We start from the raw sequence: 25,984 nt of genomic DNA, 5'->3' as shown, positions 1-25,984 counted from the left end.
TGAGACTAAGGCTTACCAGCACCAGGAGCTGGGCAGCTGCTTGAGCATTTTTTTACGGCTGGTGATCAGCTCCTTGTAGGAAGCCATCAGAGAAAAATCCACCGCTTTGCCCTGTAATTTGAGCTCGTGCACCTGGCGCTCGAGGCCGGTAATTTCCGAGATCAGCTGGCGACGCAGGCGGCCAGTGTGGGTAATGTTGATGGAGATGCCAAAGTTGTCCCGCGCGTGCGGCCGTGCCTGTGCCATAGCAACCTTCCGTTGTGTCGCGAACAAAGTTCTGTCAGGTGAATAAGAATTATGGTCTAAGCGTTGAGCTTAGCACGGGTGCCTTGGTTGCGTTAGACGAATTTGCGGTAGTGAATTTAACTGGCCTAAGCTTGCGTTATATCGCCTTTGAGGCGTTTTGCGCCAGCCAGGCTTTTGCCATAAATAGAGCTGCGATGGTTCGTCCCTCCACCACCTCCTCGCGCATTACCAGTTCGAGCAGGTTATTGATATCGCAGGGGACAACCTCAATAGGCTCGGGCTCGTCACCCGGTAGTCTTTCGGGGTAGAGGTCGCGCATGATCAGCACATCAATGCGGTGCTCCATATACGCTGGCGAGAGATAGATTTTTTTCAGCCAGTGAATCGAGGCTGCGCCATAGCCGACCTCCTCTTTCAGCTCGCGGTTGGCCGCTTGTTCCGGGGTTTCGCCACGGTCGATGGCGCCCTTGGGCAGGGCCAGGTGGTAGTCCTCCAGTCCGCCCGCGTATTCGCGTACCATAAGCACGGTTGAATCATCGAGTATCGGGACCATCAATACCGCACCCGGGCCGCCGCTGCAGAGTTTTTCGTAGATGCGCTCTTCGCCGTTGCTGAACTGGAGGTGTAATTCATCGGCACGAAAGAGTCGGCTCTTGGCGACGGTGGCGCGCTTGAGGATGCTGGGCTTTTCAGGCATGGGCTGGGGTCTGGCTCCGTTGGCTTAGGTGACGGCTCCGCAATCCGCTGTGCTCGGACACCGTTGATGCGAAATAGTATCACACGCCGATGCAACTTTATGACCGCCGGCAGCGTCCCAGTGCGCGACATCATATAAGAGACAACAGGAAAGACCGGCCATGATCAGGCTAGAGAATGTTCACAAGTCCTATCAGACAGGCGATCAGCGCTTGCACGTGCTCAAAGGGGTCAATCTGCATATCCGTGAGGGGGAGTTGGTATCGATTATGGGGTCGTCAGGCTCGGGTAAGTCGACGCTGCTCAATATACTCGGTGTGTTGGATTCTCATGACGAGGGGGTTTACCGCCTTGCAGGCCGTGAAATCAAGCACCTGAAAGAGCGTCAGGCGGCGCTACTGCGCAACGAGTTTATCGGCTTTGTCTTTCAGTCGTTTAATTTATTGCCGTTTAAATCGGCGCTTGAGAATGTGGCTTTGCCGCTCTATTACCAAAAAATCGGCCGGCGCGAGCGCAATCGCCGGGCCGCCGAATACCTGGAAATGATGGGGTTGGGTGATCGGGCTGACCATATGCCCAACCAGCTTTCAGGTGGGCAAAAACAACGAGTCGCCATGGCGCGTGCGCTGGTTACCCGGCCCAAAGTGATTCTTGCCGATGAGCCCACGGGTGCGCTAGATAGCCGCACCACAGCTGAAGTCATGGCTGTTATGAAGCATGTCCACAGCCTCGGCAACACCATTGTTATCGTCACCCATGAGCAGGATATCGCCAACCAAACCGAGCGCTGCATCGTCTTGCGCGACGGACAAGTTGTGGATGCGGTGACTGAAGCGGCGACGCCTGAGGCCTTTGGCCATGATTGACGGCCTGCAGGAAATTCTCTACACCCTGCGCCAGAATAAACTGCGTACGGCGCTCACGGCCTTTGGGGTGTTCTGGGGCATCTTTATGTTGATACTGCTGCTCGGTGCGGGCAGAGGTATGCAAAATGGTGTGCTCGACAGCTTTGCCGATAATGCGTTGGACACCATTATTGTCTGGAGCGGCACCACGGCCGTTGCTTACAAGGGGCATGGGCTGGGTCGACGTATTGCCTATACCGATGACGACATAGCGGCGATTCGCCAACAGCTTGATGGTGTGCGCTTTGTGACCGGCGCCAACTCGATGGGTGAAGGCACGGTTACCTACGAGCAGAAGACCGGCTTTTTTGATGTCTTCGGTATCGACGACAAGTATTTCCAGATTCGCGATCAGGTGCCGATTCCCAGCGGGCGCTCAATCAACCTGCTCGATGACCACCAGACACGTAAGGTTGCTGTGATTGGCACTGCAGTACGGGATCGGCTCTTTGGCGCCGATGCCAATCCGGTGGGAAAAATGATTCAGGTGAACAACATCAATCTCACCGTTATTGGGGTTTTTCACGATCGCAACAACAATGGCAGGGATTCTGAAAGGCTGTATGTACCCTACAGTACCTTTACCAAGACGTTTGGTCGCGGTAATCAAGTGCACGTCATATGGGCTCGGCCCAAAGACGGTGTTGATGGCTTTGCATTGGAGCAGGATATTATCGCGCTGCTGAAAAAGCGTCATGGCGTCTCGCCCGATGACCGGCGGGCCATTCAGTCGTTTAACTTCGCCGAGCCCGCGAAAATGGTGAAAGGCTTGTTTGTGGCCATCAATGCCTTTATTTGGTTTGTCGGACTCGGCACTTTAATGGCCGGCATTGTCGGCATCAGCAATATCATGATCATTACCGTTAAGGAGCGAACCCGCGAAATCGGTATCCGCAAGGCGCTGGGAGCTACCCCCTTTTCCATTGTCAGCACACTCTTGTTGGAATCCATATTGGTAACCAGTATTGCCGGTTATGCAGGCTTGGTGCTTGGGGTGGCTCTGGTGGAGCTGATGGCCTACGGCATACAAGTTAGCGGCGCCGAAATGGAGTTTTTTAAACGTCCCGAAGTGAATTTTTCGGTAGCGGTAACCGCGCTTACTCTTTTGGTGGCTGTAGGGGCGCTGGCCGGATTTATGCCAGCCATGCGGGCGGCCAAAATTCCGCCCGTAGAAGCGATGAGGGCGGAGTGATGCAGCTGATTGACGGCGACAAGTGGCGAGAAATATTCATCACGCTGAGTCAACACAAGTTGCGTACAGCGCTGACGGCCTTCGGGGTTTTCTGGGGCATCTTTATGCTCTCAATTCTACTCGGTGCGGGCAAGGGGCTTGAAAATGGGGTCATGGATGGCTTCCCCAAAGTGCCTAATGGTGTGTGGATTTGGTCGGCGGGAGAAACGCAGATCCCGTATAAAGGCATGAGCATTGGCCGGCGCGTCACCCTATTGCCAGAAGATGTAGAGGCAGTGCTGCAAAACGTTGAGAGTGCCGCTTATGTGCGCGGGCAGAACAGCGTCGGCATCTGGAACGGAACGCCGCCTTATACGGTATACAAAGATAATAATGGTACTTTCTTTGTGCAGGGGTCGCACGAGGGTATGGCGCTCATGCACTCACTGAAAGTCACTGACGGCCGCTACCTGAATAAAATTGATACCGATGAAAGACGCAAGGTGGCCGTTATTGGCTCGCGCGTCAAAGAGCAATTGTTTGAGCCAGACTCGCCTGTGATTGGCGAAAATATCACTATCAATGGCATCAGTTTTCAGGTGATAGGAACCTTTAAATCGTTGTCGCAGGGAAACACCACTCAGGAAGAGGAAAAAATTTACGTGCCTAACGACACCCTGAGGTACGCGTTCAACCAAGTCGGTTGGCTGGGTAGTTTGTTTATTCTGCCGGCCGAGGGCGTGCATGCAGCAAAGGCTGAGGAGGACGTAAAAGCCTTTTTGAAAGAGCGCAAACGCATTCACCCGGACGATCAGGGTGTATTGGGGAGCTTCAATCTGCAAAAAGAGTACGACAAAATTCAGGGCCTGTTTACCGGTATCAGCTTTTTCAGCTGGCTGGTGGCCGTAGGTACGATCATGGCTGGCGCCATTGGTGTGGGTAATATCATGCTGATCGTGGTCAAAGAGCGCACGCGCGAAATAGGCGTGCGCAAAGCGCTGGGTGCTACGCCGGCATCCATTGTCAGCTTGATTGTTCAGGAGTCGGTGTTGATTACCGCGGTGGCGGGCTACTGTGGGCTGGTGGTTGGCGTGCTCTTGTTGGAGCTTGTCTCTATGGGGCTCGAGGCCACTGGTGGCTCAGATATGTTTCGCCGGCCCGAAGTGGATTTTTCTACCGCTTTGATTGCGGTGGGGGTATTGATTGTCTCGGGGTTGCTGGCCTCTTTGCTGCCGGCGAGCAAAGCGGCCAAGGTAGATCCCATTGTCGCTTTGCAGGACGAATAACAGAAACTGGAAATCACTATGAAAAAAGTCTTTTTAATTTTTCTTTCGCTTATCGTGCTTGCTGTGTTTGTTGGCACTGGGGTCTTTTTGTTTAATAAATCCAGGGAAAAGCCCGAGGTGTTTGAGGTGGTTTCACCCTATGTCACCGATATTGTGAAAAAGACGGTGGCTACCGGAAAGGTGATTCCCAGAAAGGAAGTCAATGTCACTTCGCAGGTTTCCGGTGTGGTTGATCAGCTGTTTGTGATCGCCGGCGACACGGTAGAAAAAGGTGATGTAATCGCCAGAATTTCTCTGGCACCAAATATGATTGCCCTGAATAATGCCGAGTCCCAGTTAGAGAGTGCGCGGATCAGCCTGGCAAATGCCGAGCAGGAACTCGAGCGGCAAAAAAACCTTATGCAGGAAAAGCTAATCTCAGCGTCTGAATACAATAGATTTCAGCTTGATTACGAGCTCAAGCGCGAAAGAGTGAACTCGGCGGAGAACAACCTGTTGCTGATTAAAGAAGGGGCCACCAAAAAGTCCGATCTGGTGTCCAATGTCATCCGGGCCACCAGCGACGGCATGATCCTCGACGTGCCGAACAAAGAGGGGGCGTTTATCGTTGAATCCAGTACCTTTGGCTCCGGCACCACGGTAGCAACCCTGGCGGATATGAATGACATGATTTTTGAGGGTATGGTGGATGAGGCCGAGGTGGGGAAAATCCGAGAGGGGATGGAGTTGCTGCTGGACGTTGGGGCTTTAGAAGGGGAGCCCTTCTCCGCGGTGCTGGAATACATCTCGCCCAAAGGCGTGCAGGATCAGGGAACGATTAAATTTCAGATTCGTGCAGCGGTCGACTTGCGTGAACAGCTGTTCCTCCGGGCCAACTACAGCGCTAATGCGGACATTGTGCTGGACAAGCGTGAAGCGGTTATCGCTATCAATGAGGGTAACCTGATAATTGAAAACGATAAACACTATGTGGAGGTGCAGACGGGGCCTCAGCAGTTTGAGCGTCGAGAAGTGACCACTGGACTCTCTGACGGCATTCAGATCGAAATTGTGTCTGGGCTTAAGGAAAGTGATAAAATCAAGGAACTGTGAAATGAGACAACCGCCCGGGCGCTCGGAGGTGATGTATGATCGACTGGCAGGCGATAGACACCGTCATGCTGGATATGGACGGTACCCTGCTTGATTTGCACTTTGACAATTATTTCTGGGTGCAACACCTGCCAGAGCGCTACGCCGAGATCCACGGGCGCCCGTTTGATCTGGTGCGAGAAGAGCTGGCGGGCCAGATAGCCTCCCGCCAGGGCAGCTTGCAGTGGTACTGCCTGGAGTTTTGGTCAGAGACCCTGAAACTCGATATCCGCGCGCTCAAGGAAGAAATAAAGCACAAGATCCAGATCCGGCCTCATGTGGAGGATTTTCTCGACCGGCTGCGGGACCATGGCAAACAGGTCATGCTCGTGACCAATGCCCATCCGCAGAGCATGTCTCTCAAGTTTGATGTTACTCAAATTGATCGGCGCATGGACTTGATCGTGTCGTCCCATGAGTTCCTCCATCCCAAAGAAGCCCAGGAGTTTTGGCAGGCCCTGTCCGAGCGCGAAGCATTCGATGCTGATCGCACCTTGTTTATCGATGACACTCTGCGCGTGCTCGATTCGGCCAGGGACTATGGCATCGCGCACCTGTTGGCCATTCATCAGCCCGACAGCCAGATCGAACGACGCGTTGAAGGCTATCCGGCCATAGAGCATTTCAGTGAGATTATGCCGCCGCCGGTGAGTTCCTGATCGTATGGAAAAAGTTCGAATCGATAAGTGGCTGTGGGCGGCGCGCTTTTTCAAAACCCGCAGTATCGCCAAACAGGCCATTGAGGGTGGTAAAATCGCGGTTGACGGTCAGAAAATCAAGCCCAGTCGCGAAATTGGAACGGGTGTGATGCTGACGATTCGCCAGGGATGGGACGATAAAACGGTTGAGGTGATCGCCCTGTCCGACCAGCGCCGTGGTGCTCCGGAGGCCCAAAGGCTCTATCGTGAGACCGATGGCAGCATAGCGCTGCGAGAAAAACGCGCTTTGGAGCGCAAGGCGGGCTTGGGCAGCTTTATCATCAGTGAGCAGCGACCAACCAAAAAGCAACGTCGTCAAATTCACCGTTTTAAACGCGATATGGATGACCAACAGGATTAAGCAAAGGAGAGCATAATGACGTATTCCGGAGTAATTGGTGCCCTGGTGTTATTGCTGAGTGCGGGGGCAAGTGCAGAACTGTACCGCTGGACAGACGCCAACGGTAAGGTGCATTACAGCGATAGGCAGCCCGCGGACAACTCGGCCAAAGATGCCGAGGTGATTGACGACAAGCTTAAGCCCGTCAACATCGACGATAGCCACGAGGAGCGCGAGGCTTTGCGGCACGTATTTCCAGATGAGCCACTGGAGCCGAGCCCGGCCGAGCAGCGCCAGGCTTCTGAGAGGGAGCAAGCATTGAAAGAGCACTGCCGTAAGGCGCGCGAGTACTTGCGTGCAGTGAGTGGCCCCGTTCAATTTATCGATGAAAACGGAGAAATGGTGGATGTTTCCGAGCGCGAACGCCAGGAACGTCAGGCAGAAATGGAAGCCTACGTCGAGAAGCATTGCTCGGGTGTCGCGTCCAACTGACTTGAGGTTTTATGATCAGCACAGATTTGTTGCATCGCTTTATCTTTGACCAATGTGATATCCGCGGTGAACTGGTAACTTTAACCACCAGTTACCGCGAAGTACTGCAGCACAATGACTACCCGGTGGCGGTTCAGCAACTGCTAGGAGAGTTTGTGGCAGCCGTTGCCCTGCTCTCCAGCACCTTGAAGTTTGACGGTGTGATCACATTGCAGGCGCGTGGCGAAGGTGATTTGGCGCTGATTATGGCCGAGTGCACGCATCACAACGAGGTGCGCGCCATTGTCCGTCCCCGCCCCGGAGTTGAAATTGATCAAGACAATCTCTCTCTTGTGCAGCTACTGGGTAAGGGCGTTTTGGCGATTACTCTCGACCCGGCTCAGGGTGAGCGCTACCAGGGCGTGGTGCCTCTGGACGCCCCGACGCTGGCCGGTTGCCTTGAGCACTATTTCCGTCAATCCGAGCAGCTCGAGACCCGCTTTTGGTTGGAGGCAAATGACCAGGCCGCCGCCGGTTTGCTGCTTCAGGCATTGCCCCTGCAGGTCGCTGACAGTGTCGAAGTCAATCGCGATCAATGGCAGACCGCTGTTGCCCTGGCCGACACACTGACTCGAGACGAACTTTTGGGCGTTGAGCACAGTCAGCTGTTGTACAGGCTCTTCCATGAGCAATCGGTCCGTCTTTTCAGTCCGGCGCAGCTGCGCTTTTCCTGCAGCTGCTCGCGCGAGCGCAGCCTGGCCGCTTTGCAGTCTCTTGGCAGAGAGGAGGTCGAGCAGTTATTGGTGGAGCAGGGTGCGATCGATATTGACTGCCAGTTTTGCAATCAACACTACCGTTTTGATACGTCCGATGTCCGCGAGATGTTCGGTGAGGATACCCTGCACTGATGAAAACCCTTCGCTATTGTTGTGTCCTCGCTGGCGTGTTATCGAGTATGGTTTTCGCTGAGCCGCCCACTGAAAAACGGTGGGAGGCTGGTATAGGTGTTGGCGGAATTGTCTCGCCGGATTATAAAGGCTCTGAGAGCTACCGTGACTATATCGCACCCATTCCCTATGTGGTTTACCGTGGGCCGGTGTTTCGTACGGACCGCGATGGTGTGCGCGGGGATTTTTTGCGAACAGAACGGTTTGAGTTGAACGCCAGCATGGCACTATCGGTCACGCCGGACAGCGATAAAAACTCCCTGCGCGAAGGCATGCCGGAGCTGACCTCAACCCTTGAAGCAGGGCCGGCATTTAATATCAATCTCACGGGCGAAAGTTTCTCCGACGGTTTGTCGGTGACCATACCCTTGCGAGCAGTTATCGCTCTGGGTGATGGCTCGCCGGATTATATCGGCTTGGTGAGTGCGCCTTCTCTGGTTTATCGCAGGGCCTTTAAAGGAGGATGGCGCTGGACGCTGCGCACCGGCCCCGTTTTTGCCAGCGGCAAGTATCACGACTACTACTACACCGTAAAACCTCAATACGCTCTGCCAGAGCGGCCTGCCTTTGAGGCTTCCAGCGGTTACAATGGCTTTAACGGTCAGCTTGCTTTGAGTCGTCGGTTCTCGGACTATTGGTACGCCTTTTACGCGCGATACTCCAACATTCAGGGCACGAATTTTCTCGATAGCCCCTTGGTCGAAACCGAACACAATGTGACCGCCGGCTTTGCCATTAGCTGGGTGTTTTTGTAAGTTAGTTTCAGCGGTTTCTCATCACGCTGAATTCACGAAGGAGTTCATGAGGCAGGCGGTGCAGCTCTGCCCAAGTTTTGTATAGTGCGCGTTGTTTTAAAGGGCATCATGACGCTGCCAGACCTGGCTGCGACCAAAAAGGGAAAAGCCGATAAAGCCGCGAACCGTCAGAGTCTGCCCATCGTCACTTAAGCTCACTTTCGCCTTATAGACTTTGCCGGATTTCGGGTCCAGAATTTGTCCCTCGGTCCACTGTCCGGTTTCTTCTTGAGTTAGACCCCACATAAACCTCAGGCCTTCCAGTGGTTTGTCTCTAAACTCACCCGGGCACTTTTCGCAGGTTTTGCCTTTGCTCTTTTCTTGCAGCAGAGTCAGGATCCTTCCTTCAAGGCTGCCCTCCTCCGTGACGCGTAGCTCGACAATGCTTTTTTTGGTGCCATCTTTGTCGTCTACAGTCATCCATTGACCCTCTACGGGAGCGGCCTTGGCGAGCAGTGAGCCTGAAAAAATCATACAGGCGATCGCGAAGCGATATATTGGACTGGGCATATCGGCACCTCCACTTCCAAGGGTAGACCCTTCAACTATAGCGCGGTACTGCGGGTTTTCCAGTTGACAACCAGCCCTGTGGGTGCCGCTTCCGGGTAGTTTTACTAAGCTGACTTGCAAAGAGTGGCGCCGCTTAGCGAGATTCTAGGTGTCATTGAAAAGGCGTTCAGGCAAAGAGTCGGCTCAAATGGCGGACTGCCAGCATTTGGCTAATTCCCAGCCTGGGGTGCGCGCTTGTTTTTGCGGATGGCGCGAGAAGGTGTTTTGCCCGCTTAGCACACGGGCTTAATGACCCGGAGGCTTCGTTTTTCGAATAATGTTTTAACGTCGAGCGCAACTCAGTTGCGGCGCATCGGGACAGGCACGTTCTGGGGTTTCACCAGGGCGGGCTCTGCTTTTAGTCGTTGGTATGCTTCTGAGTGAACCGCAGCGATGCGCCCCAGAGCTGCCTGAAGTCTTGGGTCTTCGCATCCGTCAATCTGCGTAAAAAGCTTTTCTATGGTCGCCAGTGCGCTGGCTTCTAAATCAGACCTCTGGATGTTTATCATTAAGTTAGCGAAAGCTTCAATGCCAACTTTTTGCTGCATCATGATTTCGACAGAAGGTTTACTCGCTACTTCAGGCATCTGAATGTCAGCGCAACGCTTTTTAATATCGCTCAGCATGACATGATTCGAAAGCAGGCTGCGGTAGTCCAGGCCCATTTGCTTGAGGCTTGCAGACGCCGGGCTGCAGGCGAGGCTAATAGTCAAGAAACATACAATTTTGGTCAGTAATCGCGAATTGATCATAAAAGAAAATACGTTTTAGCGGTTATCGAGCTTGGCATTCTAGCATTTTCGCAGTGTCTATTTCGATGCTATCCAGTCGTCAATGGATTGTTCCAGTATGTCCAGAGGCAGTGCGCCGCTGGAGAGCACCTGGTCGTGGAACTCTCTGAGTTTAAATCTCCCTCCGAGTTCCGCGCGCGCTTTCTCGCGCAGTCGGAGGATTTTTTCCAGTCCGATCTTGTAGCTGGTCGCTTGACCGGGCATAACGATGTAGCGCTCCACTTCCCGGGTTGCATCCGCTTGGTTCATGGGGGAGTTATCGATAAAGTAGGTGATGGCCTCATCCCGGCTCCAGCGGTAGTGGTGGATGCCGGTATCCACCACCAGGCGTATAGCGCGCCAGAGCTCAAAGCTCAGCCGCCCGAAGTCCGAATAGGGGTCCCGGTAAAAACCGAGCTCTTTGGGAACCCGCTCGGCGTAGAGCCCCCAACCCTCAATGTAGGCGGTGTAATGGCCGTGGCGGCGAAAGGCGGGCAGCTCGTCCATTTCCTGGGCAATAGCGATTTGCATGTGGTGACCTGGCAGCGCCTCGTGGTAGGCCAAGGCTTCCATCTGGTAGCGCGGCATGGCGGAGAGGTCGTGGAGGTTGACGTAGTAAATACCGGGGCGGGAGCCGTCCTCGGCGGGCGCTTGGTAAAACGCCTTGCCGGCGGATTTTTCTCGAAAGGGCTCGACCGCTTTGACGTGCAGATCGGCCTCGGGCAAATGACCAAACAGCTGCGGCAGCGCCTGACGCATGCCATCGATAATCTCGCGGGTGTCCTGCAAATACCGCTTGCGCCCCGCAGTGGTATCCGGGTAGTAGAGTGCTGGATCGTCTTTGATGTGACCGAAAAACGCGGCCAATGAGCCCTCAAAGCCAATGTTGGCGATAAGGTTGCGCATCTCATCGTGGATACGCGCAACCTCACTCAAACCGAACTGGTGAACTTCTTCGGCGCTCATCTCTGTGGTGGTCATGGCTTGCAGGCGAGCCTGGTAATAGGCGTTGCCATTTGGTAGCTTCCAGACCCCGGCGCGGTTGTCGGCGCGCAAGGCCAACTGCTCTAGCTTGCTGATCAGGGTCTGGTAGGCGGGTTCCAGCTCTGTTCGCAGTGCCTCTGCGGCTCTGTGCTCTAGCTTTTTCTGCTCAGCAGGGGTCAGCTCAAGCGCGGAGACCTTGTGGGTGAAATCTGCCATCAGCGGGCTTATGCCCTCCCGAGTGAAAGGCGCCCCCTGAATCAGGTTGCGGCTGTCGCTGATGACATAGGGGTAGACGAAGGCCGGAGCGAGAACTCCCTTTTGCGCCCGGCGCTCCAGGTTGTCGATAAGTTGGGTGATCAGATCGGAGACCCCGCGCAGCCGCTGGATGTAGGCCTCGGCATCGGCCGGATTGTCTACGCGGTGCGAGTTGATCAGAAACGAGGCGATACCGGCGTGTAGGCCGAACATCTGATTGACCGGGTAGCTGTGATCGCGCCAGCGATAATGCGCCTGGTTTTGGCGTAGTTCGCGTGCGAGCAGTGCCTGGTTCAGGCGGTTCTCTTCCGATAGCAATTCCGCATCCAGTGCTTCGACCCGGCGCAGCTGATCGGCGTAGAGCCGCTGCTCCAGCTCTTCGGCGGCGGGGCTGATATCGTCCCACTCACCGTAGTGGGTTTTTCGCCCTAGATGGGTTTGATACATGGGGCTGAGAGAGACCTGCTCTTCAAAAACGCGTTCAAACAGCGCTCTGGCGCGGGCATTTTCCAGCGCTTGGCGATCGGTGGCGAGAGCACTTAGAGGTATGAGTAACAGGGCCAGGCAAAGGCGTGGCAGGGCGAGTCCCATGGGGCGTCCTTAAGGTTGGCGGTGCTTATTGAGGGCCAGATCGGCGCGGCTTGTCAGTTTGTCTTTGCGGCGTATCTGGGCAAAGGGGTCTTGCTGCTCGGTGGCTTGTTCGGTCTGCTCTGGGGGTGGCGTGGATGCCTTTTCCCGCCGCTGCGCCTTGGCTTGAGGCGCGGTTTTAGCGGCGGGTGCAAGCACCCTTCGCATGTAGATGTAGTACAACAGCGTCAGGCCAAGCAAGGCCAGCCATTTAATGAGATACGACAGCCAGAGGTGGGCGGTATCGCCGGCGCCTCGACTGTAGTCGACATAGTCGCCGTGAACCATCGAGACCAAAAAATACCCCAGGAGCAGCGATAAGGTCGCGACTATGGGCCGGTGATAGCGCTTCCAGATGACGGTGGCGAGGGCCGATTTGGCAAGAAAACGAAACACGGTTAGACCTTACGGGAACAAACTTAGGCCGAGGGCCGCCACCAGGGCCACCATGCCGCGGGATTTGTATTCGCTGATGATCTTGTCTTCTTCTTCCTTAACGATGGTTTCTAAGATCTCGGCGTCGTAGTCTTCGGGCTTTCTGCCGTGCAGATAGATGCGCGTCTTCGCCCGCTCAATGGCTTTGTCGCGAATTTTGCGAGTGTATTTTTGCCGCACCTTATCATAGCTGCGTCTGAGGACATTGCGACGCTTTTCGGGTCTCAGCTCATTTTCCGGTAGTGACATAAAATACTCGTTCGGTCCGCTCTGCGCTCACTCGACAGCGCCGAGAAGGCATTGCCAGTCTGGTTTCACCGCATTGTTGGCGATGGAATAGGACTCGTCCAGCATAACCTCCCTACCCCAGCCTGTGAGGCCGGCGGCAGAGCCGTCTTCGCTCATGTCCAGATGCTTTTGTGGCTTGTTCCCTGGTCCCCAGGACCAAGGCAAAAAGCCAATCTTGTGTTCCAAGGCAGTTTTGATGATCTCGCGATAGGCAATGGCGCCGCCCTCGGTATCGTCCCAGCGATTACCGAACTCGCCTATCACCAGCGGCAGACCCGCCTCGACCGACTCTTCAATTTCCGCGCGTATTCGCTCCGGGGTGTAGCCCCACATGGCAGGCCACCACATATGCACTGACAACAGAATATTGTGTTTGGGGTCAGCCGCTATCAGTGCCGGTCCAGCGGCCTGCAACGTGTCTATGTCTTTGCCCCAGCCGGGCGCATCGATCATCAGTGGCGTCTGGTAACCGGCTTCGCGCATGCGGGTAATCGCTCGGCTGTAGCCTTTGACATAGTCTTCCAGCGCCACCTTGTCGCCGACCTCGTTGCCGATATTAACAATGGTGTAGCGCTGGTGCTTTTCGATGGTGGCGGCAATGTCGGGTCGCGTCCAATAATCCACCAGCTGCTTGAGTTTGGACCAGTCGCCGGTGGCATCGTGCAACTCAATAATGGGAATTAATTCAAAGCGGCGGGCGTTTTTCAGAACCGTGTCCAGCTCTTCGGGCTTACCCTCGGTGGTCCAGACGATACGGACCGTATTGGAGCCGGTTTTGGCAATTTCGCTAAAACTGGACAGGCCTGTGCGATCGAGCCAGTAGACCATGCGGTTTGGGCCCATAAGCACCACAGGGGCATTGCAGCTGTCGTACAGAAAACGCCCCTTGACGGTGAAGGTGCCAGTCTCGGCCCGGGCGATGGATGACAGAAACAGCAGTGACAGGATTAAACCCTTGAAGCTCATAGACACTCTACTCTCGCGCTTGAGCCCCTAGTGTACCTCGTGTGTGTCTACTTGTCCGCTGGCCTCAGGCCAGTGCGGCCGTCGTTTGCCGGAAAGATGCAAGTGAACACGCTGCCCTTGCCCACTTCCGAGTTGATTTGCAGTTCGGCGTCGTGGCGCAGCAGCACGTGCTTGACGATGGCGAGGCCGAGGCCGGTGCCGCCGGTTTTACTGTTGCGGCTGGCGTCGACCCGGTAGAAGCGCTCGGTCAGGTGGGGGATGTGTTTGGCCTCGAAGCCCACGCCGTTGTCTGTGACCGAAAAGTACACATGGGGTCCGCTGCGCCAGAGGCGCATGGCAATCTTGCCCCCCTCGGGCGTGTACTTGACGGCATTGATCACTAGGTTGGAAAAGGCGCTGTGCAATTCTTTCTCGTTGCCGATGACGCTGATCTCCGGCGCGCAGTCGAGGGTGATGGTCTGCTGCTTTTCGCTGGCCAGCACCATGGCCTCAGATTTGATGCTTTGCAGCAAAGGGACGAGTGGCAGGCGTTTTTGATTAAAGCCGGTATCGGCGGTCTCGAGCTTGGAGAGCATGATTAAATCGTTGATTAACAGCGACATACGCTTGGATTGCTGCTGCATCTGCTCAAGCGGCTTTTCCCAGGTGGGTATGGTGTTGTTGTCCGCCATGGTTTCCAGATAGCCGCTGATCACCGTCAGCGGGGTGCGCAGCTCGTGGGAGACGTTGGCAACGAAGTCCTTGCGCATCTGCTCCAGATGGTAGATCTGAGTGATGTCGCGCACCACAATCAGGCGCTCGTTCTTACCGAAGCGGGTAATTTGAAACTGCAGCCGTTTGTCCGGGAAGCGCGGTGAGGGGATATCCAGCGGCTCGACATAGTCGCCAGCTTCAAAGTAGTCGACAAATCGTGGGTGGCGCACGAAATTGATGACCGACTGGCCCTGGTCGGAATTGTAAAACCCCAGCAAGCGCTGAGCGGCCGGGTTCCACCAGTCCAGATGGCCGCGCCAGTCCAGCAGGATGACGCCGTCCTTGAGTGCGGAAGTAGTCTCCTGCACACGGTTGATGACCGCCTGCAGATTCTTTTTCTCGCGTTTCTGGCGGCGCTGCAAGTGGTAGATCGCATCGAAGACTTCGCCCCACAGACCGGAGGACTCCGGGGGCTGGCTTTTGCGCTTGCCCTGCAGCCAAATGTTCAGGCGCAGCATCTGCCACAAATTCCAGCCGATATACCAGGCACCGAACAGAATCAGCGTCCAGGCGAGTTGATCGATGAGAAGGCCAATGACCACGGCAATGGTCAGCACCACTACCAAACGCTTTAACTCGGCGTGAAATCCCTGCAGCAAAATCGAACCCTTGGGGCCAGTGAAATCCGGAGTCTGTGCGGCTGCGCAGACTCAAGGCTAAGTTTAGCTGGCCTTGGTAGAAAAGCGGTAGCCGGTGCCGCGCACCGTCTGCACCAGATTCTCGTGTTGATCCACCGTCAGCGCTTTGCGCAGTCGACGAATATGAACATCCACGGTGCGCTCTTCAACATAAACGTTACCACCCCAGACATGATCCAACAATTGGCTTCGGGTGTAGGCGCGCTCCTGATGGGTCAGGAAGAACTGCAACAGGCGGAATTCGGTCGGGCCCATATCCACCTCGCGGTCGTTGATGGTCACGCGGTGGCTCGCCGGGTCCAGGCACAGGCCCTGCACCTTGATGGGCTGGCTGGACGACTGAGGGTCTGCCCGGCGCAGCACCGCTTTCAGGCGCGCCACTAGTTCCCGTGGAGAAAATGGCTTGGTGATGTAGTCGTCGGCGCCGACCTCCAGTCCTTGAATTTTGTTGTCTTCCTCGCCTTTGGCGGTCAGCATGATGATCGGGATGTTGGCGGTGACTTCATCGCGCTTCAAACGGCGGGCCAGCTCGATGCCACTGGTGCCGGGCATCATCCAGTCCAGCAGGATCAAGTCGGGCTTTTCATCGATGATCAAGCCGTGAGCATCTTGAGCGTTGCTCGCTTCCAGACACCGGTACTCGGCCATTTCCAGCGCTATGCGCAGCATGTCGCGAATGGCGGATTCGTCGTCAACGATGAGGATGGTGCGACTTGTCATATTGCCTGCCTGTGATCCATCAATTGTGCGGAAAATCGGAGTAAGAGGGGTGCGCAAGGCACAGTGGCGTGGAGGATGGGTGCAAACCTCGCGCCGGGCTCCTCCCGTGCAAGCGTATTTAATGTATTAATTGTTGCATATTTATGACAGTTCGGCGCCGAATTTCTCCGTGTGTGCGCCAGTCACCCGAGCTGGATCGTTCCTACGATGATCCCGGCAAAGACCGCAACACCGACCCAGTTGTTGTTTAAGAATGCCGAAAAACACGGGCCTCGTTGGCGATACCGAATCAGCCGTTGCTGGTAAATGAACAGCCCCGCCGCAACCGCGACGCCTAGGTAATAGCCGCTGTTGAGCTCGAAGCGCTGGCCTATCATTACCAAACCGAAGACCACGAGTATTTGTAAGGTGGCGGTGATGACTCGGTCCTGATCGCCAAAGAGCACGGCGGTGGACTTGATGCCGATTCGCACGTCATCGTCCCTGTCGACCATGGCGTAGAAGGTGTCGTAGACCACGGTCCAGAGTAGCACCGTAAAGTAAATCAGCCAGGCCTCAGCCGGCACCTCGTTGCGCACGCTGGCAAACGCCATGGGAATACCCCAGGCAAAAGCGGCTCCCAACACCACCTGCGGCAGGTGGGTGTAGCGTTTCATAAACGGGTAGCTGCAGGCGAGGGCAAGCCCGCCAAGGGACAGCAGCAAGGTCAGAGTGTTGGTGAGCAACACCAGAATAAACGCCAGGAAAATCAGCGTGGCAAACACAGCCCAGGCCTCGCTGACGTGGATTTTGCCTGTGGCCAGCGGCCGGTCTTGAGTGCGCTTGACGTGACCATCAAAGTGGCGATCGGCGTAGTCGTTGATCACGCAGCCTGCCGAGCGCATCACTATGGCGCCCAGTGCGTAGATCAGCAAAAGGTCCAGCCTCGGCACTCCCTCAGAGGCCAGCCATAGCCCCCAGAGCGTGGGCCAGAGTACCAAGAGCCAGCCGATGGGCCGGTTGAGGCGGGTGAGCTGCGCGTAGAGCTTAAGCTTTTCAGGGATCTGCTGTGCCATAGCGGTTAGTGTCCTTGGTCGTTGGGCGCAAACGTCGGCAAAAAAATTTCACTGACCAGCAGTGGCTTGCCCTTCAGGGTGAAGACCGAGCGACGTCCCCACAGGGTTTGCCCCTTCTGCAACTTTGCGGGCACCACAGAGGGCGATGCCAATTCGGCAATGGCCATGGGCGAGCGCCCCAAATCCGGATGGCTGAAAAGATACCCTCCCAGGGGGCGATTATCCAGCTGCCGCAAATGACGCAGTTCGCCGGTCAGGCTGGAGGCGGGAAACAGGCTGCGGGCGAACACCCAGGCCTCATTGGCCGGGCCGCGCAGCACCACTTCGCGAATTAGGCAGCGGCGTGAGGTGGGCACGCCCAACTCACGGGCTTCGCTTAATTGGGGTCTGCCCCAAGCCTGCCGCAAAATCTGTACACTCAGGTGTCCTCCGCTCAGCTGGCGCAGTTTGGCCGTCAGCGAGCCCGGGTCGAGCAGCCAGCCTCTCAGAGGCCCGGGCAGCGCCTGAGCCTTATTGGCCGGGCGCCATAGGCCATATCCGCGCCTGAGAAAAGGGGAGTGAATGGGTGTGGCGGTAGCTGGTGGCAAAAAAACCTCTGTCCGACGGGGTATACGCTGGACGCATTTTAACAGGCCCGACGCCTTGGGAAAGGGCCGATTGCGCACTGCGCGGCTTTACCCGTTCCGGCGCCCTTGGTTTAATGGCCGCTGCCAAGCGTTAACAACAGGTATAACAAGATGCGTAAACCCGAGCTGGTGGCTTTGGTGGCTCAGCAGGCAGGCCTGAGCCTCGCCGAGGCCGATACGGTGATCGAAGAGTTCACAGCCCAGGTGACCTTAGCGCTGGGCCGCGGCGGTTCCCTGACGCTCGCGCGGCTGGGTTCATTTGTTGTCACCGAGCGCCGTGCGCGCTGGCAGCATCACCCGCGCACAGGGCAGAGAATTGAAGTGGCAGCCAGCCGTGGCATCCGGTTTCGCCCGGCCACCGCTTTGCGCCAGGCTGTCCTGGCCGGAGGTGCACTGTGACTCTGACTAAGCGTATTTTGCTCGCGATGGTGCTGGGTATCGCCCTGGGGCTGGTGCTCAACCTAATGAGCAGCGATAGCCCAAGCGGCTGGATTCAGGTTTTTCTGGTTCAGGGGGTGTTTGATGCGGTGGGCACCATTTTTGTCGCCTCACTCAAGCTACTGGTGGTGCCACTGGTATTTGTCTCGCTGGTCTGCGGTACGGCCACCTTGGGCAATCACACCAGAATGGGATCTCTGGCGATAAAAACCATCGGTCTTTACTTAATGACCACCGCCATCGCCATCACCCTGGCGATCGGCGTGGCCAGCCTGCTTGGGCCGGGCTCTGAGTTGGGGCTTAAGGCTCCCGTGGGTACCGATGTGGATGTTGGCCTGTCGGTGAAGGAGACACTGGTCAATATTTTTCCCGACAATCCTGTCAAGGCCATGGCCGAGGGCAATATGTTGCAGGTGATCATCTTCTCGGTCTTGCTCGGTATTGCCATTGCGCGCAGTGGCGACAGCGCCCGGCCCATGGTGGATTTCTTTGAGAACCTCAACCAGGTGGTCATGAAAATGATCATGATGTTGGTTCAGTTGGCGCCCTACGGTGTTTTCTGCCTGCTGGCCAAACTCTTTGCCACTATGGGGTTTGCGGTCTTCGAAGATTTGCTCTTTTACTTTTTTACCGTTATCGGCGTTTTGCTGCTGCAGTGCCTGGTGGTGTATCCGGGGTTGCTGAAGGTGTTTGCCGGTCTGAATCCTTTTGTCTTCTTTCGCAAAATGTACCCCGTACAGGTGTTCGGTTTCAGCACGGCGTCCAGCAATGCCACACTGCCTTTTACCCTGAGTACGGTGAAAGACAAGCTGGGGGTGGATAATAAGGTCGCCTCTTTTACCTTGCCGCTGGGGGCGACGGTGAATATGGACGGCACCTCGATTATGCAGGGGGTGGCGACGGTGTTTATCGCCCAGGCCTATGGTATTGATGTGGGTGTTACGGGTTATCTCATGGTGGTATTGACGGCCACTCTGGCCTCCATTGGCACCGCTGGTGTGCCCGGTGTGGGTATGGTGACTCTGACCATGGTGTTGCAGCAGGCGGGATTGCCGATTGAAGAGGGGATAGCCCTGATCATCGGTGTTGACCGGCTACTGGATATGCTGCGTACGTCTGTGAACATCACAGGTGATGCAGCGGTCACTACGGTGGTGGCCAACAGTGAATCTCTGCTTGATCGTGAGCGCTTCGCCGCAGATTAACATCCGCCGCTCATAAAAAATAAACCCGGCCTTGGCCGGGTTTACTGGGTATTTACCATCAAAGTCCCCTTCAGCCGGGGTTGAGCGCGTTGGCGATGTGCTCCAGCTCGTCGGTTGATTCGATAATATTGGCTATGGTCGCTTCCGCCTTGTCCCGCTTCAGGTGCAGCTCGTCGAATAGGGCGTCGGGCACGGCTTCTTTTGGGCCCAGGCCTATGCCGTGCTGGCGCAGTAGCGCTTTGGCCACGTAAATCAGCTTGGCGTAGATGGCGTGCTCACCGCGATAAGCGGGGTTTTGCTGATGGCGCAGCCCCACCACCACCTCTTCGGGCATGGACCAGAGCTCCATCAGTGTGCCGGCAATCTGATCGCGGTTAACGCCGAGAATGTGGCGCTCGATAGCCTGGGGTGTGGTGTGTGGGTTGGCTTCGCAGAGCTTGCAGTACTGCTCGTAGTGGGGCGGGAAGACCTCTGCCATGATCAAGACGCCGAAATTGTGCAGTAATCCTGTCAGGTAGGCCATGCCAAAGCTCGGGCGGTAATCGCGGGGGATGGCGGTTACCAGCCCCTCAATGGTGGCTGCCATATACACCGCTTGCTGCCAGTAGGGCAGCTCGCCACAGGGGCCACTTTTGGGCATTGAGATGGTTTTGCCGAGCGCTAGCCCCAGTGCCAGGTTGAGGACCATATCAAAGCCCAGTACGCGAACGATGGCGTCGTGGATAGACTTGATTTTGCCCGGTGCCGAGTAATAGGGCGACGCCGCCCAGCTGACCACCTGGGCCGCGAGGCTGGGGTCTGTTTCGACGATTTGTGCCAGGTCGGAGATGTCGGCATTGGGGTCCACCCGAAGCTTGATGATGCGCTGCGCGGTATCCGACAGTGGCGGCAGTTCCAGGGTTTCTTCCAGCCGCTGCTTGATGCGAAGTTGGGTGAAGTTGCGAATAGCGCCCTCGATTTGGGCGGTGTCCTCGGCGCTGCCTGGGTCTGTTTCCAGCGGCTCAAGTGGTACGGATATCTCGCAGACAATGGCATCTTTTAAGGTCTGCTGAAACTCCGTGCCGTGCACGCGAATCAGTTGTTCTTCATCGCCCGAGTCGAGCAGCAGGTCGTCTTTTTCCAGCAGCTGGTTGTCTACCAGCGTCAGCAACCCTGCCACCTGAGGCAGGGCCGGCACCGAGTGAAACTGATTGGCTTCGCAGAACTGTTTGAGCTCCTGCTCGCCGGCGGCGCGCAAGTCCCGGTTGAGGTGGCGATTGACGGCCGCCACGTCCAGCAGGCTGTTGGCGGCAATCACGACCTGCACGCGGCCGATCTCGTCTTGTAAAAGTATGGAGCGGGCGGCGCCGACGTTGCGCAAATGTTGGTCGTGCCATACCAAGCGGTCATCACTGCCCAGGGGCGTGGCGGCGATGTCATAGTGAATATTCTGGCTGCTGAGCAGCGTTTCTACGCTGGTGGGTACTGGCACTGTGTGTCTCCTGTGATCTTGCGGGCTCTGCGCGGGCCGTCGTTTTTTCTTTCCATCCTATAGAAAGTGTAGAAGCAAACCGGACGGACCCTTATGCAGAGTAGCAGTAAATATAGTGTTTTATAGGCGTCAATTCTACGCGGGATGTGACCGAGTGCATGTTTTTCAGATAAACGTCGTCTCATGCGCCAAGGTAGCGTTCGCGTCCGCCCAGCCAGCGTTCAACCACCGCTGCCGAGTGCTCTTTATGGTGTGAGAGCATGTACTCGGCGGCCCGTCGCACGCTGGGTAGCAGGTGGGCATCGCGAGCCAGCTCAGCGATGCGAAACTCCATTTGTCCGGTCTGGCGGGTGCCCAACACCTCACCCGGACCGCGCAGCTCAAGGTCTTGCTCGGCGATGTAAAAACCATCGGTACTCTCGCGCATGACCCGCAGCCGCTGTTTACTGTGGTTGGACAGGGGAGAGCCATAGAGCAACACGCAGTGGCTCGCCGAGGCGCCACGCCCTACCCGGCCGCGCAGCTGATGAAGTTGCGACAAGCCGAGGCGCTCGGGGTTTTCAATGATCATCAGGCTGGCGTTGGGCACATCGACGCCCACCTCGATCACTGTGGTGGCCACCAGCAGGTCGGCCTCCCCGGTTTTGAAGGCCGTCATAACCGCCTCTTTCTCGGCGTTCTTGAGCCGCCCGTGAACCAAGGCCACATTTAGCCCCGGCAGTTGTTCGCTGAGCAGTTGCGCCGTTGCTTCGGCCGCCTGGGCTTCCAGCGCCTCCGACTCTTCAATCAGCGTGCACACCCAGTAGGCCTGACGACCCTGGGCACAGGCCGCCCTGACCCGCTCCACGACCTCTTCGCGCCGCTGGTCCGAGACCACGGCGGTAGCGACGGGGGTGCGCCCCGGCGGTAACTCGTCAATGACCGAGCAGTCCAGATCGGCATAGGCACTCATGGCCAGAGTGCGCGGTATGGGGGTGGCAGTCATGATCAATTGGTGCGGGGTGAAGCCGGACCTCGCCTTCTCCCCCAATGCCAGGCGCTGGTGCACACCAAAGCGGTGCTGCTCGTCAATGATCGCCAGAGCCAAATCGTCAAAGGCCACCTCCGGCTGAAACAGCGCGTGAGTGCCGATTACTACCTGAGCTTCACCCGAGGCGATGGCGGCGAGCGCCTCGCGCTTTTCCCGCGCTTTCAGCCGGCCGCTGAGAAAGCAGGTTGCGACGCCCAGGGGCGCCAGCCAGTCGCTGAAGTTGATGCGGTGTTGTTCCGCGAGAATTTCCGTAGGCGCCATGACGGCGACCTGCTTGCCGGCGGCGACCGCGTTGAGCGCCGCCAGCGCCGCAACGACGGTCTTGCCCGAACCTACATCGCCCTGAACCAGCCGAAGCATGGGCTCGGGGCGTGCGAGGTCGGTGGCAATTTCGCCATCGACGCGCGCTTGAGCAGCGGTTAACTCGAAGGCCAGCTGTTGCAAAAAGCGCTCGCTCAATCGGTTGTCACGCTGCAAAGTCGGTGCGCGCTGGCGTCTTATGCGCTGGCGAAATTGCAGCATGCTCAACTGGTGGGCGAGCAGCTCTTCAAAAGCCAGGCGCTGCTGAAAAGGGTGAACCCCCTCGGCGAGCTGCTGCAGATTCACATCGGCCGGCGGCTGGTGCAGAAGTTTTAGCGCCTCGGCCAGCGGAATTTGATCGAGCGACTGGCGCACCTGCGCCGGTAAGAGCTCGTCGATGGGTTGAACGCTCAAAAGCGTTAACGCCTCGCTCATCAACGTTCGCAGTCGCGGCTGAGTCAAACCATCGGTTGTCGGGTAATGGGGGGTGAGAGTCCCAGCCAGTGGTTTGACCGAATCGCCATCCAGATACTCGTATTCCGGATGGATCATCTCCAGCCCCGAGCCGCCGCGCCGCGCCTCGCCAAAACAGCGCACGCGGCTGCCAGCGCTGAGCCGCTGCTTCTGCGCGGCCGAAAAGTGGAAAAATCGCAGGGTTAGGGTGCCGGTGGTGTCTTGCACGCGGCACACCAGCGAGCGGCGCCGTCCGTAGACCACGTCGGCGGCCCGTATATCAGCTTCAATCACCGCACTGACGCCCGGCTGCAGGCCGCCAATGGGCTGTACCCGAGTGCGGTCAAGATAGCGGCTCGGCAGGTGGAAGAGCAGCTGCTGCACGGTGAGAATGCCGAGACGGGCGAGTTTTTCGGCGAGCGCCGGCCCCACGCCCTTGAGGGTGGTTATCGGGCGGGTGGCGAGGGGCAGGCTCGCGGGCGGCACAGGATCAGCGAATCAGTGAGATCAACGGGTTGTCGTGCTGACAGCGGCGTATGGCTCCCCTCAGCGCATCCACGGCTTTGAAGCGCGGGAAGCTCGCGCGCCAGGCGAGTGCGACTGTGCGTTTGGGGCCGTGGCCGGAAAAGGGCCGGGTGACCAGAACGTCCTCGCTGTAGCCGGTCATACTGGCGGCGGAGACCGGCAATATAGTGATGCCCAGACCCGAGGCCACCATGTGGCGCAGGGTTTCCAGTGAGCTGCCTTCGGCGGCGGTGCGCACCTTGCCGTTGCTCCCTTCAATGGAGGGCTTAAGATTGGGGCAAGTTTCCAGCACCTGGTCGCGGAAGCAGTGGCCCTCCCCGAGCAGCAGTACTTCCTCTTCATCTAGGGCGGCCGGATCAATGGCCTTGGATGCGGCCAGCGGATGATCCTTGCGCATCAGCACTACAAAAGGCTCTTCGTAGAGCGGCTGGGTGACCACATCGGCCTCGGTGAATGGCAGGGCGACGATAATCACATCGAGCTCGCCCTTGCGCAGCTTGGTGCGCAAGGTCGCCGTATAGCCCTCCTCCACGTACAGGGGCATGGCGCTGGCCTCTTTTTGCAGCTCTGGGATAAAGTAAGGCAAAAGATAGGGGCCAATGGTAAAAATCGCACCGATGCTTAGCGGGCTCGACAGTTGATCCTTACCCTCGTTGGCAATGTCCTTGATGGCGGCGGTTTGCTCGAGCACCAGGTTTGCCTGAGCGACGATCTTCTCTCCCAGAGGCGTGGCGGACACTCGCGACTTGGAGCGCTCAAACAGCGCCACACCCAGCTCTTCTTCCAGCTTTTTTACGGCAATACTCAGCGTTGGCTGGCTGACAAAGCAGCGCTCGGCGGCGCGGCCAAAGTGCTGTTCCTGGGCGAGGGTGACGATGTAGCGCAATTCTGTCAGAGTCATGGAAAGCAGCGTCTCGAGTTTATGAAAGGTAACAATCTAGCAAAATGGATAGCGAAAAACTATTAGTAATCGGCTGTGGTGACCTGGGTCGCCGTCTGGCCCATCATCTCAACGATAGCTCAGTGCAGGTCACCGGCCTCAGGCGACACCCGCCTCATACGCCTCACGAGGGCTTAACCTACGTCAGTGCCGATGCGGCAGATGCCTCGGCATTGCAACAAATACTGGCGAGCGGCTACGACTACATCGTTATGACCCCGACGCCCACAGCGCGCACCGATGAGGGGTATGAGCGCGGCTATCTGGCGCCTTGTCGGGCGCTGGTGCAGGCATTGGCGGCGAGTCCCGCACCGAAGAAGGTGGTCATGGTGAGCAGTACCTCAGTGTATGGACAAAACCACGGCGAATGGATTGATGAGCAGGCAGAGGCTCTGCCCAGCAAATTTAACGGCCGGCGTATTCTTGAGGCCGAGGCGCTGCTAGCCGATGCCGGTCTCCCGCTGACGGTGCTGCGCCTGGCCGGTATCTACGGGCCGGGGCGCGACCGTTTGCTCGACAGCGTCAGAAGCGCTCGGGCGCGCGCCAGCCAAGCCTATACCAACCGGATTCACGCAGAGGATGCCGCAGGATTTATCGCTTACCTGTTGACCGAGGTCGGACCAGTGGCGCCACTATACCTGGTCAGCGACGGTGAATCGCCGACCAAGGCACAGGTGGTGCGCTGGCTGGCTGGGGCACTGGGGGTGGCAGAGCCGCCGCCTGGCGATGCGGACGGTGATTTGAATAAGCGCATCGACAACCGGCGAATGCTCTCTACCGGTTATCGACTACGTTATGAGAGTTTTACGGAGGGGTTTGCCGAGCTTATCCAGCGGTCACCATAATGCCGTCGGCCTCAACCTGAGCGCCCTTGGGCAGCTGGCTAATGCCAATAGCGGCGCGCGCGGGATAGGGCTCGTTGAAGTAACGCGCCATGACTTCGTTAACGACGGGAAAGTTGCCAAGGTCGGTCAGGTAAATATTGAGCTTGACGATGTCTTTCAAACTGCCGCCCGCTTCTTCGCAGACCGCCGCCAAGTTCTTAAAAACCTGATCGGCCTCGGCGGCAAAGCCCCCGGTGACCATTTCCATGGTGTCCGGATCCAGCGGGATCTGACCGGAAAGATAAACCGTGCCGTTGACTTTAACGGCCTGAGAGTAGGTGCCTATCGCCTGGGGCGCCTTGTCGGTGTGTATGACTGCTTTGTTGGGCATGATAAATCCGTCGATGAAAAAACCACCGAGTATAAACCCGGAGTTTCTCTCGGCCAAGTCGCGCGCCGTTGATCACACGCATACCGCTTATGGCGTGCTCGCGCCGCTGATCCCTTTTTCACCCTTACTACAGCGAGTTGCTCTTAGGCTGTTGATGTCATTCACAGCGAAGGAGTTTCTCCATGAAAGGTTTAAAAATGACCGTAATGCTCACTCTTGGCTTGGCGATCTGCATCGCGGCAAGCAGCCAGGCAGAGGACTATGGGTTTGTCGCCGAGGTGCGGGGTGAGGGGCCGCCCATGGTATTGATTCCGGGTTTGAATACCCCTGGCGAGGTCTGGGCCGAGGTGGAGGCGCATTACCGAGGCCGCTATCAAACCCACACACTGACCCTCAAGGGGTTTGCCGGCGAGCCAATGACCGCGGAGCCGTCCCTTGAGGCAGTAAAGAATGGACTCATGGCCTACCTCAAAGACAAGCAACTGAACAAACCCGTGCTGGTGGGACACAGCCTCGGCGGCTTTTTGTCGCTCTGGGTGGCCAGTGATGCGCCGAAGTCTGTGGGTAAACTTGTGATTGTGGATAGCCTGCCGTTCTTCCCTTTGATCTTCAACCCCGCAGCGACCGAGGCGTCCATGGAGCCCTTGGCCCGCCAGCAAACGCAAGGCATTGCCAGTGCCTCGGTTGAGGGGCGCCGCCAGTATTACCAAGGCAGTGTACCGGGACTTGTTACCTCTGAAGAGGATGCACGCAGAATCACCGGCTGGGGTGTGGCGTCGGACCCGGCGATGACGGCGCAGTCCATGTACACCATGTTCACCACCGACCTGCGCGATGATCTGGCGCGCATAGAGGTGCCGACATTGGTGCTCGGCAGTTGGTACTCGGCAAAAAACTTTGGTGGTACCATCGATTCAGTAAAGGCGCAGTTTAGTATGCAGTACGAGCATTTGCCGGAGGTTGAGATCGTTATGCATGAACAGGCCCGGCACTTTATTATGCTCGACGATCCGCAGTGGACAATGGAAAAAGTGGACGGCTTTTTACATTAACCAA

General features: G+C 57.0%; 29 protein-coding genes. 13 read left to right on the top strand and 16 right to left on the bottom strand.

Annotation, left to right across the window (positions count from 1 at the left end):
- Positions 1-12: 12 nt before the first annotated feature.
- Positions 13-246: a hypothetical protein gene (locus QWI16_RS04395; protein WP_302711539.1), complete on the bottom strand. Its 234-nt coding sequence runs from the start codon at positions 244-246 to the stop codon at positions 13-15.
- A 136-nt stretch (positions 247-382) separates the two neighbouring features.
- On the bottom strand, positions 383-943 hold the full coding sequence (gene nudE, locus QWI16_RS04390; protein WP_302711538.1) for an ADP compounds hydrolase NudE: 561 nt from the start codon (positions 941-943) through the stop codon (positions 383-385).
- Positions 944-1,103: 160 nt separating this feature from the next.
- Between nudE and QWI16_RS04385 the strand changes: the two genes are divergently transcribed.
- Genes QWI16_RS04385 through QWI16_RS04345 form a run of 9 tightly spaced genes read left to right on the top strand, consistent with a single transcriptional unit; the run spans position 1,104 to position 8,646 of the window.
- Complete coding sequence (locus QWI16_RS04385; protein WP_302711537.1) at positions 1,104-1,808, top strand: ABC transporter ATP-binding protein; 705 nt, start codon at positions 1,104-1,106, stop codon at positions 1,806-1,808.
- Positions 1,801-3,039 carry an ABC transporter permease gene (locus QWI16_RS04380; protein ID WP_302711536.1) on the top strand — a complete coding sequence of 413 codons (1,239 nt, stop codon included), beginning with the start codon at positions 1,801-1,803 and terminating at the stop codon, positions 3,037-3,039. The genes QWI16_RS04385 and QWI16_RS04380 overlap by 8 nt, the downstream gene beginning before the upstream one ends.
- The gene (locus tag QWI16_RS04375; RefSeq protein ID WP_302711894.1) at positions 3,039-4,304 is read left to right on the top strand and encodes an ABC transporter permease; all 1,266 of its coding nucleotides are present in this window, start codon (positions 3,039-3,041) and stop codon (positions 4,302-4,304) included. The genes QWI16_RS04380 and QWI16_RS04375 overlap by 1 nt, the downstream gene beginning before the upstream one ends.
- Positions 4,305-4,322: 18 nt before the next feature.
- The gene (locus QWI16_RS04370) at positions 4,323-5,396 is read left to right on the top strand and encodes an efflux RND transporter periplasmic adaptor subunit (RefSeq protein ID WP_302711535.1); all 1,074 of its coding nucleotides are present in this window, start codon (positions 4,323-4,325) and stop codon (positions 5,394-5,396) included.
- Between the two features lie 35 nt (positions 5,397-5,431).
- Positions 5,432-6,094: a GMP/IMP nucleotidase gene (yrfG, locus tag QWI16_RS04365; RefSeq protein ID WP_302711534.1), complete on the top strand. Its 663-nt coding sequence runs from the start codon at positions 5,432-5,434 to the stop codon at positions 6,092-6,094.
- A gap of 4 nt (positions 6,095-6,098) precedes the next feature.
- Entirely contained in the window at positions 6,099-6,494 is a 396-nt protein-coding gene (locus QWI16_RS04360; protein ID WP_302711533.1) for an RNA-binding S4 domain-containing protein, read from the top strand.
- Positions 6,495-6,509: 15 nt separating this feature from the next.
- On the top strand, positions 6,510-6,965 hold the full coding sequence (locus tag QWI16_RS04355; protein ID WP_302711532.1) for a DUF4124 domain-containing protein: 456 nt from the start codon (positions 6,510-6,512) through the stop codon (positions 6,963-6,965).
- A gap of 11 nt (positions 6,966-6,976) precedes the next feature.
- Positions 6,977-7,852, top strand: a complete 876-nt coding sequence (gene hslO / locus QWI16_RS04350; protein WP_302711531.1) for an Hsp33 family molecular chaperone HslO — start codon at positions 6,977-6,979, stop codon at positions 7,850-7,852.
- Positions 7,852-8,646 (top strand): MipA/OmpV family protein, encoded by a 795-nt coding sequence (locus QWI16_RS04345; RefSeq protein ID WP_302711530.1) that lies wholly within the window; start codon positions 7,852-7,854, stop codon positions 8,644-8,646. Before hslO ends, QWI16_RS04345 begins: the two co-directional genes overlap by 1 nt.
- Positions 8,647-8,742: 96 nt before the next feature.
- Here the strand turns inward: QWI16_RS04345 and QWI16_RS04340 are convergent, their stop codons facing one another.
- The 10 genes from QWI16_RS04340 to QWI16_RS04295 form a co-directional block, all read right to left on the bottom strand.
- On the bottom strand, positions 8,743-9,195 hold the full coding sequence (locus QWI16_RS04340) for a DUF2147 domain-containing protein (RefSeq protein WP_302711529.1): 453 nt from the start codon (positions 9,193-9,195) through the stop codon (positions 8,743-8,745).
- A 338-nt stretch (positions 9,196-9,533) separates the two neighbouring features.
- The gene (locus QWI16_RS04335) at positions 9,534-9,986 is read right to left on the bottom strand and encodes a hypothetical protein (protein WP_302711528.1); all 453 of its coding nucleotides are present in this window, start codon (positions 9,984-9,986) and stop codon (positions 9,534-9,536) included.
- A gap of 57 nt (positions 9,987-10,043) precedes the next feature.
- The gene (locus QWI16_RS04330) at positions 10,044-11,834 is read right to left on the bottom strand and encodes a DUF885 domain-containing protein (RefSeq protein WP_302711527.1); all 1,791 of its coding nucleotides are present in this window, start codon (positions 11,832-11,834) and stop codon (positions 10,044-10,046) included.
- Between the two features lie 9 nt (positions 11,835-11,843).
- Complete coding sequence (locus tag QWI16_RS04325; protein ID WP_302711526.1) at positions 11,844-12,266, bottom strand: hypothetical protein; 423 nt, start codon at positions 12,264-12,266, stop codon at positions 11,844-11,846.
- Between the two features lie 9 nt (positions 12,267-12,275).
- Positions 12,276-12,554: a dihydrouridine synthase gene (locus QWI16_RS04320; protein ID WP_302711525.1), complete on the bottom strand. Its 279-nt coding sequence runs from the start codon at positions 12,552-12,554 to the stop codon at positions 12,276-12,278.
- A 27-nt stretch (positions 12,555-12,581) separates the two neighbouring features.
- Complete coding sequence (locus tag QWI16_RS04315; RefSeq protein ID WP_302711524.1) at positions 12,582-13,559, bottom strand: cellulase family glycosylhydrolase; 978 nt, start codon at positions 13,557-13,559, stop codon at positions 12,582-12,584.
- A gap of 47 nt (positions 13,560-13,606) precedes the next feature.
- Positions 13,607-14,911, bottom strand: coding sequence for a phosphate regulon sensor histidine kinase PhoR (gene phoR, locus QWI16_RS04310; protein WP_302711523.1), 1,305 nt, complete (start codon positions 14,909-14,911; stop codon positions 13,607-13,609).
- Between the two features lie 63 nt (positions 14,912-14,974).
- Positions 14,975-15,670 (bottom strand): phosphate regulon transcriptional regulator PhoB, encoded by a 696-nt coding sequence (phoB, locus tag QWI16_RS04305; protein WP_302711522.1) that lies wholly within the window; start codon positions 15,668-15,670, stop codon positions 14,975-14,977.
- A 182-nt stretch (positions 15,671-15,852) separates the two neighbouring features.
- Positions 15,853-16,725 carry a 4-hydroxybenzoate octaprenyltransferase gene (gene ubiA / locus QWI16_RS04300; RefSeq protein ID WP_302711521.1) on the bottom strand — a complete coding sequence of 291 codons (873 nt, stop codon included), beginning with the start codon at positions 16,723-16,725 and terminating at the stop codon, positions 15,853-15,855.
- A gap of 5 nt (positions 16,726-16,730) precedes the next feature.
- The gene (locus QWI16_RS04295; RefSeq protein ID WP_302711520.1) at positions 16,731-17,312 is read right to left on the bottom strand and encodes a chorismate--pyruvate lyase family protein; all 582 of its coding nucleotides are present in this window, start codon (positions 17,310-17,312) and stop codon (positions 16,731-16,733) included.
- A gap of 150 nt (positions 17,313-17,462) precedes the next feature.
- Here QWI16_RS04295 and QWI16_RS04290 point away from each other — a divergent pair, with 150 nt between their 5' ends.
- Positions 17,463-17,750 (top strand): HU family DNA-binding protein, encoded by a 288-nt coding sequence (locus tag QWI16_RS04290; RefSeq protein WP_302711518.1) that lies wholly within the window; start codon positions 17,463-17,465, stop codon positions 17,748-17,750.
- Positions 17,747-18,994 (top strand): dicarboxylate/amino acid:cation symporter, encoded by a 1,248-nt coding sequence (locus QWI16_RS04285; RefSeq protein ID WP_302711517.1) that lies wholly within the window; start codon positions 17,747-17,749, stop codon positions 18,992-18,994. The genes QWI16_RS04290 and QWI16_RS04285 overlap by 4 nt, the downstream gene beginning before the upstream one ends.
- 70 nt (positions 18,995-19,064) lie before the next feature.
- On the opposite strand, the gene QWI16_RS04280 is transcribed toward QWI16_RS04285, so the two are convergent.
- The 3 genes from QWI16_RS04280 to QWI16_RS04270 all read right to left on the bottom strand — a co-directional run bounded on the left by QWI16_RS04280 (position 19,065) and on the right by QWI16_RS04270 (position 23,674).
- Complete coding sequence (locus QWI16_RS04280) at positions 19,065-20,465, bottom strand: HDOD domain-containing protein (protein ID WP_302711516.1); 1,401 nt, start codon at positions 20,463-20,465, stop codon at positions 19,065-19,067.
- 181 nt (positions 20,466-20,646) lie between these two features.
- Positions 20,647-22,734 carry an ATP-dependent DNA helicase RecG gene (recG, locus tag QWI16_RS04275; protein WP_302711515.1) on the bottom strand — a complete coding sequence of 696 codons (2,088 nt, stop codon included), beginning with the start codon at positions 22,732-22,734 and terminating at the stop codon, positions 20,647-20,649.
- Positions 22,735-22,738: 4 nt separating this feature from the next.
- Complete coding sequence (locus tag QWI16_RS04270; RefSeq protein WP_302711514.1) at positions 22,739-23,674, bottom strand: hydrogen peroxide-inducible genes activator; 936 nt, start codon at positions 23,672-23,674, stop codon at positions 22,739-22,741.
- A 44-nt stretch (positions 23,675-23,718) separates the two neighbouring features.
- Here QWI16_RS04270 and QWI16_RS04265 point away from each other — a divergent pair, with 44 nt between their 5' ends.
- A complete protein-coding gene (locus QWI16_RS04265) occupies positions 23,719-24,558 on the top strand; it encodes an SDR family oxidoreductase (protein ID WP_302711513.1) in 840 nt (279 codons plus the stop codon).
- On the opposite strand, the gene ridA is transcribed toward QWI16_RS04265, so the two are convergent.
- Positions 24,539-24,928: a deaminase RidA gene (ridA, locus tag QWI16_RS04260; protein ID WP_302711511.1), complete on the bottom strand. Its 390-nt coding sequence runs from the start codon at positions 24,926-24,928 to the stop codon at positions 24,539-24,541. The two genes, QWI16_RS04265 and ridA, sit on opposite strands and share 20 nt — an antisense overlap.
- A 182-nt stretch (positions 24,929-25,110) precedes the next feature.
- Between ridA and QWI16_RS04255 the strand changes: the two genes are divergently transcribed.
- Positions 25,111-25,980, top strand: a complete 870-nt coding sequence (locus tag QWI16_RS04255) for an alpha/beta fold hydrolase (protein WP_302711510.1) — start codon at positions 25,111-25,113, stop codon at positions 25,978-25,980.
- Positions 25,981-25,984: the final 4 nt, after the last annotated feature.

The organism is Gilvimarinus algae (assembly GCF_030518215.1).
GTDB lineage: Bacteria > Pseudomonadota > Gammaproteobacteria > Pseudomonadales > Cellvibrionaceae > Gilvimarinus > Gilvimarinus algae.
Note: the sequence above shows the minus strand (reverse complement) of the source record. Positions and strands in the feature narration are given on the sequence as shown.

What these genes read in the sequence shown, in the direction of transcription:
- QWI16_RS04360 (WP_302711533.1), top strand. Translation starts at nt 6,099, where the DNA reads ATGGAAAAAGTTCGAATCGATAAGTGGCTGTGGGCGGCGCGCTTTTTC.
- QWI16_RS04320 (WP_302711525.1), bottom strand. Translation starts at nt 12,554, where the DNA reads ATGTCACTACCGGAAAATGAGCTGAGACCCGAAAAGCGTCGCAATGTC.
- QWI16_RS04375 (WP_302711894.1), top strand. Translation starts at nt 3,039, where the DNA reads ATGCAGCTGATTGACGGCGACAAGTGGCGAGAAATATTCATCACGCTG.
- nudE (WP_302711538.1), bottom strand. Translation starts at nt 943, where the DNA reads ATGCCTGAAAAGCCCAGCATCCTCAAGCGCGCCACCGTCGCCAAGAGC.
- QWI16_RS04345 (WP_302711530.1), top strand. Translation starts at nt 7,852, where the DNA reads ATGAAAACCCTTCGCTATTGTTGTGTCCTCGCTGGCGTGTTATCGAGT.
- QWI16_RS04330 (WP_302711527.1), bottom strand. Translation starts at nt 11,834, where the DNA reads ATGGGACTCGCCCTGCCACGCCTTTGCCTGGCCCTGTTACTCATACCT.
- QWI16_RS04385 (WP_302711537.1), top strand. Translation starts at nt 1,104, where the DNA reads ATGATCAGGCTAGAGAATGTTCACAAGTCCTATCAGACAGGCGATCAG.
- QWI16_RS04395 (WP_302711539.1), bottom strand. Translation starts at nt 246, where the DNA reads ATGGCACAGGCACGGCCGCACGCGCGGGACAACTTTGGCATCTCCATC.
- QWI16_RS04255 (WP_302711510.1), top strand. Translation starts at nt 25,111, where the DNA reads ATGAAAGGTTTAAAAATGACCGTAATGCTCACTCTTGGCTTGGCGATC.
- QWI16_RS04335 (WP_302711528.1), bottom strand. Translation starts at nt 9,986, where the DNA reads ATGATCAATTCGCGATTACTGACCAAAATTGTATGTTTCTTGACTATT.
- QWI16_RS04380 (WP_302711536.1), top strand. Translation starts at nt 1,801, where the DNA reads ATGATTGACGGCCTGCAGGAAATTCTCTACACCCTGCGCCAGAATAAA.
- QWI16_RS04355 (WP_302711532.1), top strand. Translation starts at nt 6,510, where the DNA reads ATGACGTATTCCGGAGTAATTGGTGCCCTGGTGTTATTGCTGAGTGCG.
- ridA (WP_302711511.1), bottom strand. Translation starts at nt 24,928, where the DNA reads ATGCCCAACAAAGCAGTCATACACACCGACAAGGCGCCCCAGGCGATA.
- QWI16_RS04340 (WP_302711529.1), bottom strand. Translation starts at nt 9,195, where the DNA reads ATGCCCAGTCCAATATATCGCTTCGCGATCGCCTGTATGATTTTTTCA.
- QWI16_RS04370 (WP_302711535.1), top strand. Translation starts at nt 4,323, where the DNA reads ATGAAAAAAGTCTTTTTAATTTTTCTTTCGCTTATCGTGCTTGCTGTG.
- QWI16_RS04315 (WP_302711524.1), bottom strand. Translation starts at nt 13,559, where the DNA reads ATGAGCTTCAAGGGTTTAATCCTGTCACTGCTGTTTCTGTCATCCATC.
- ubiA (WP_302711521.1), bottom strand. Translation starts at nt 16,725, where the DNA reads ATGGCACAGCAGATCCCTGAAAAGCTTAAGCTCTACGCGCAGCTCACC.
- QWI16_RS04265 (WP_302711513.1), top strand. Translation starts at nt 23,719, where the DNA reads ATGGATAGCGAAAAACTATTAGTAATCGGCTGTGGTGACCTGGGTCGC.
- yrfG (WP_302711534.1), top strand. Translation starts at nt 5,432, where the DNA reads ATGATCGACTGGCAGGCGATAGACACCGTCATGCTGGATATGGACGGT.
- phoB (WP_302711522.1), bottom strand. Translation starts at nt 15,670, where the DNA reads ATGACAAGTCGCACCATCCTCATCGTTGACGACGAATCCGCCATTCGC.
- QWI16_RS04270 (WP_302711514.1), bottom strand. Translation starts at nt 23,674, where the DNA reads ATGACTCTGACAGAATTGCGCTACATCGTCACCCTCGCCCAGGAACAG.
- QWI16_RS04290 (WP_302711518.1), top strand. Translation starts at nt 17,463, where the DNA reads ATGCGTAAACCCGAGCTGGTGGCTTTGGTGGCTCAGCAGGCAGGCCTG.
- hslO (WP_302711531.1), top strand. Translation starts at nt 6,977, where the DNA reads ATGATCAGCACAGATTTGTTGCATCGCTTTATCTTTGACCAATGTGAT.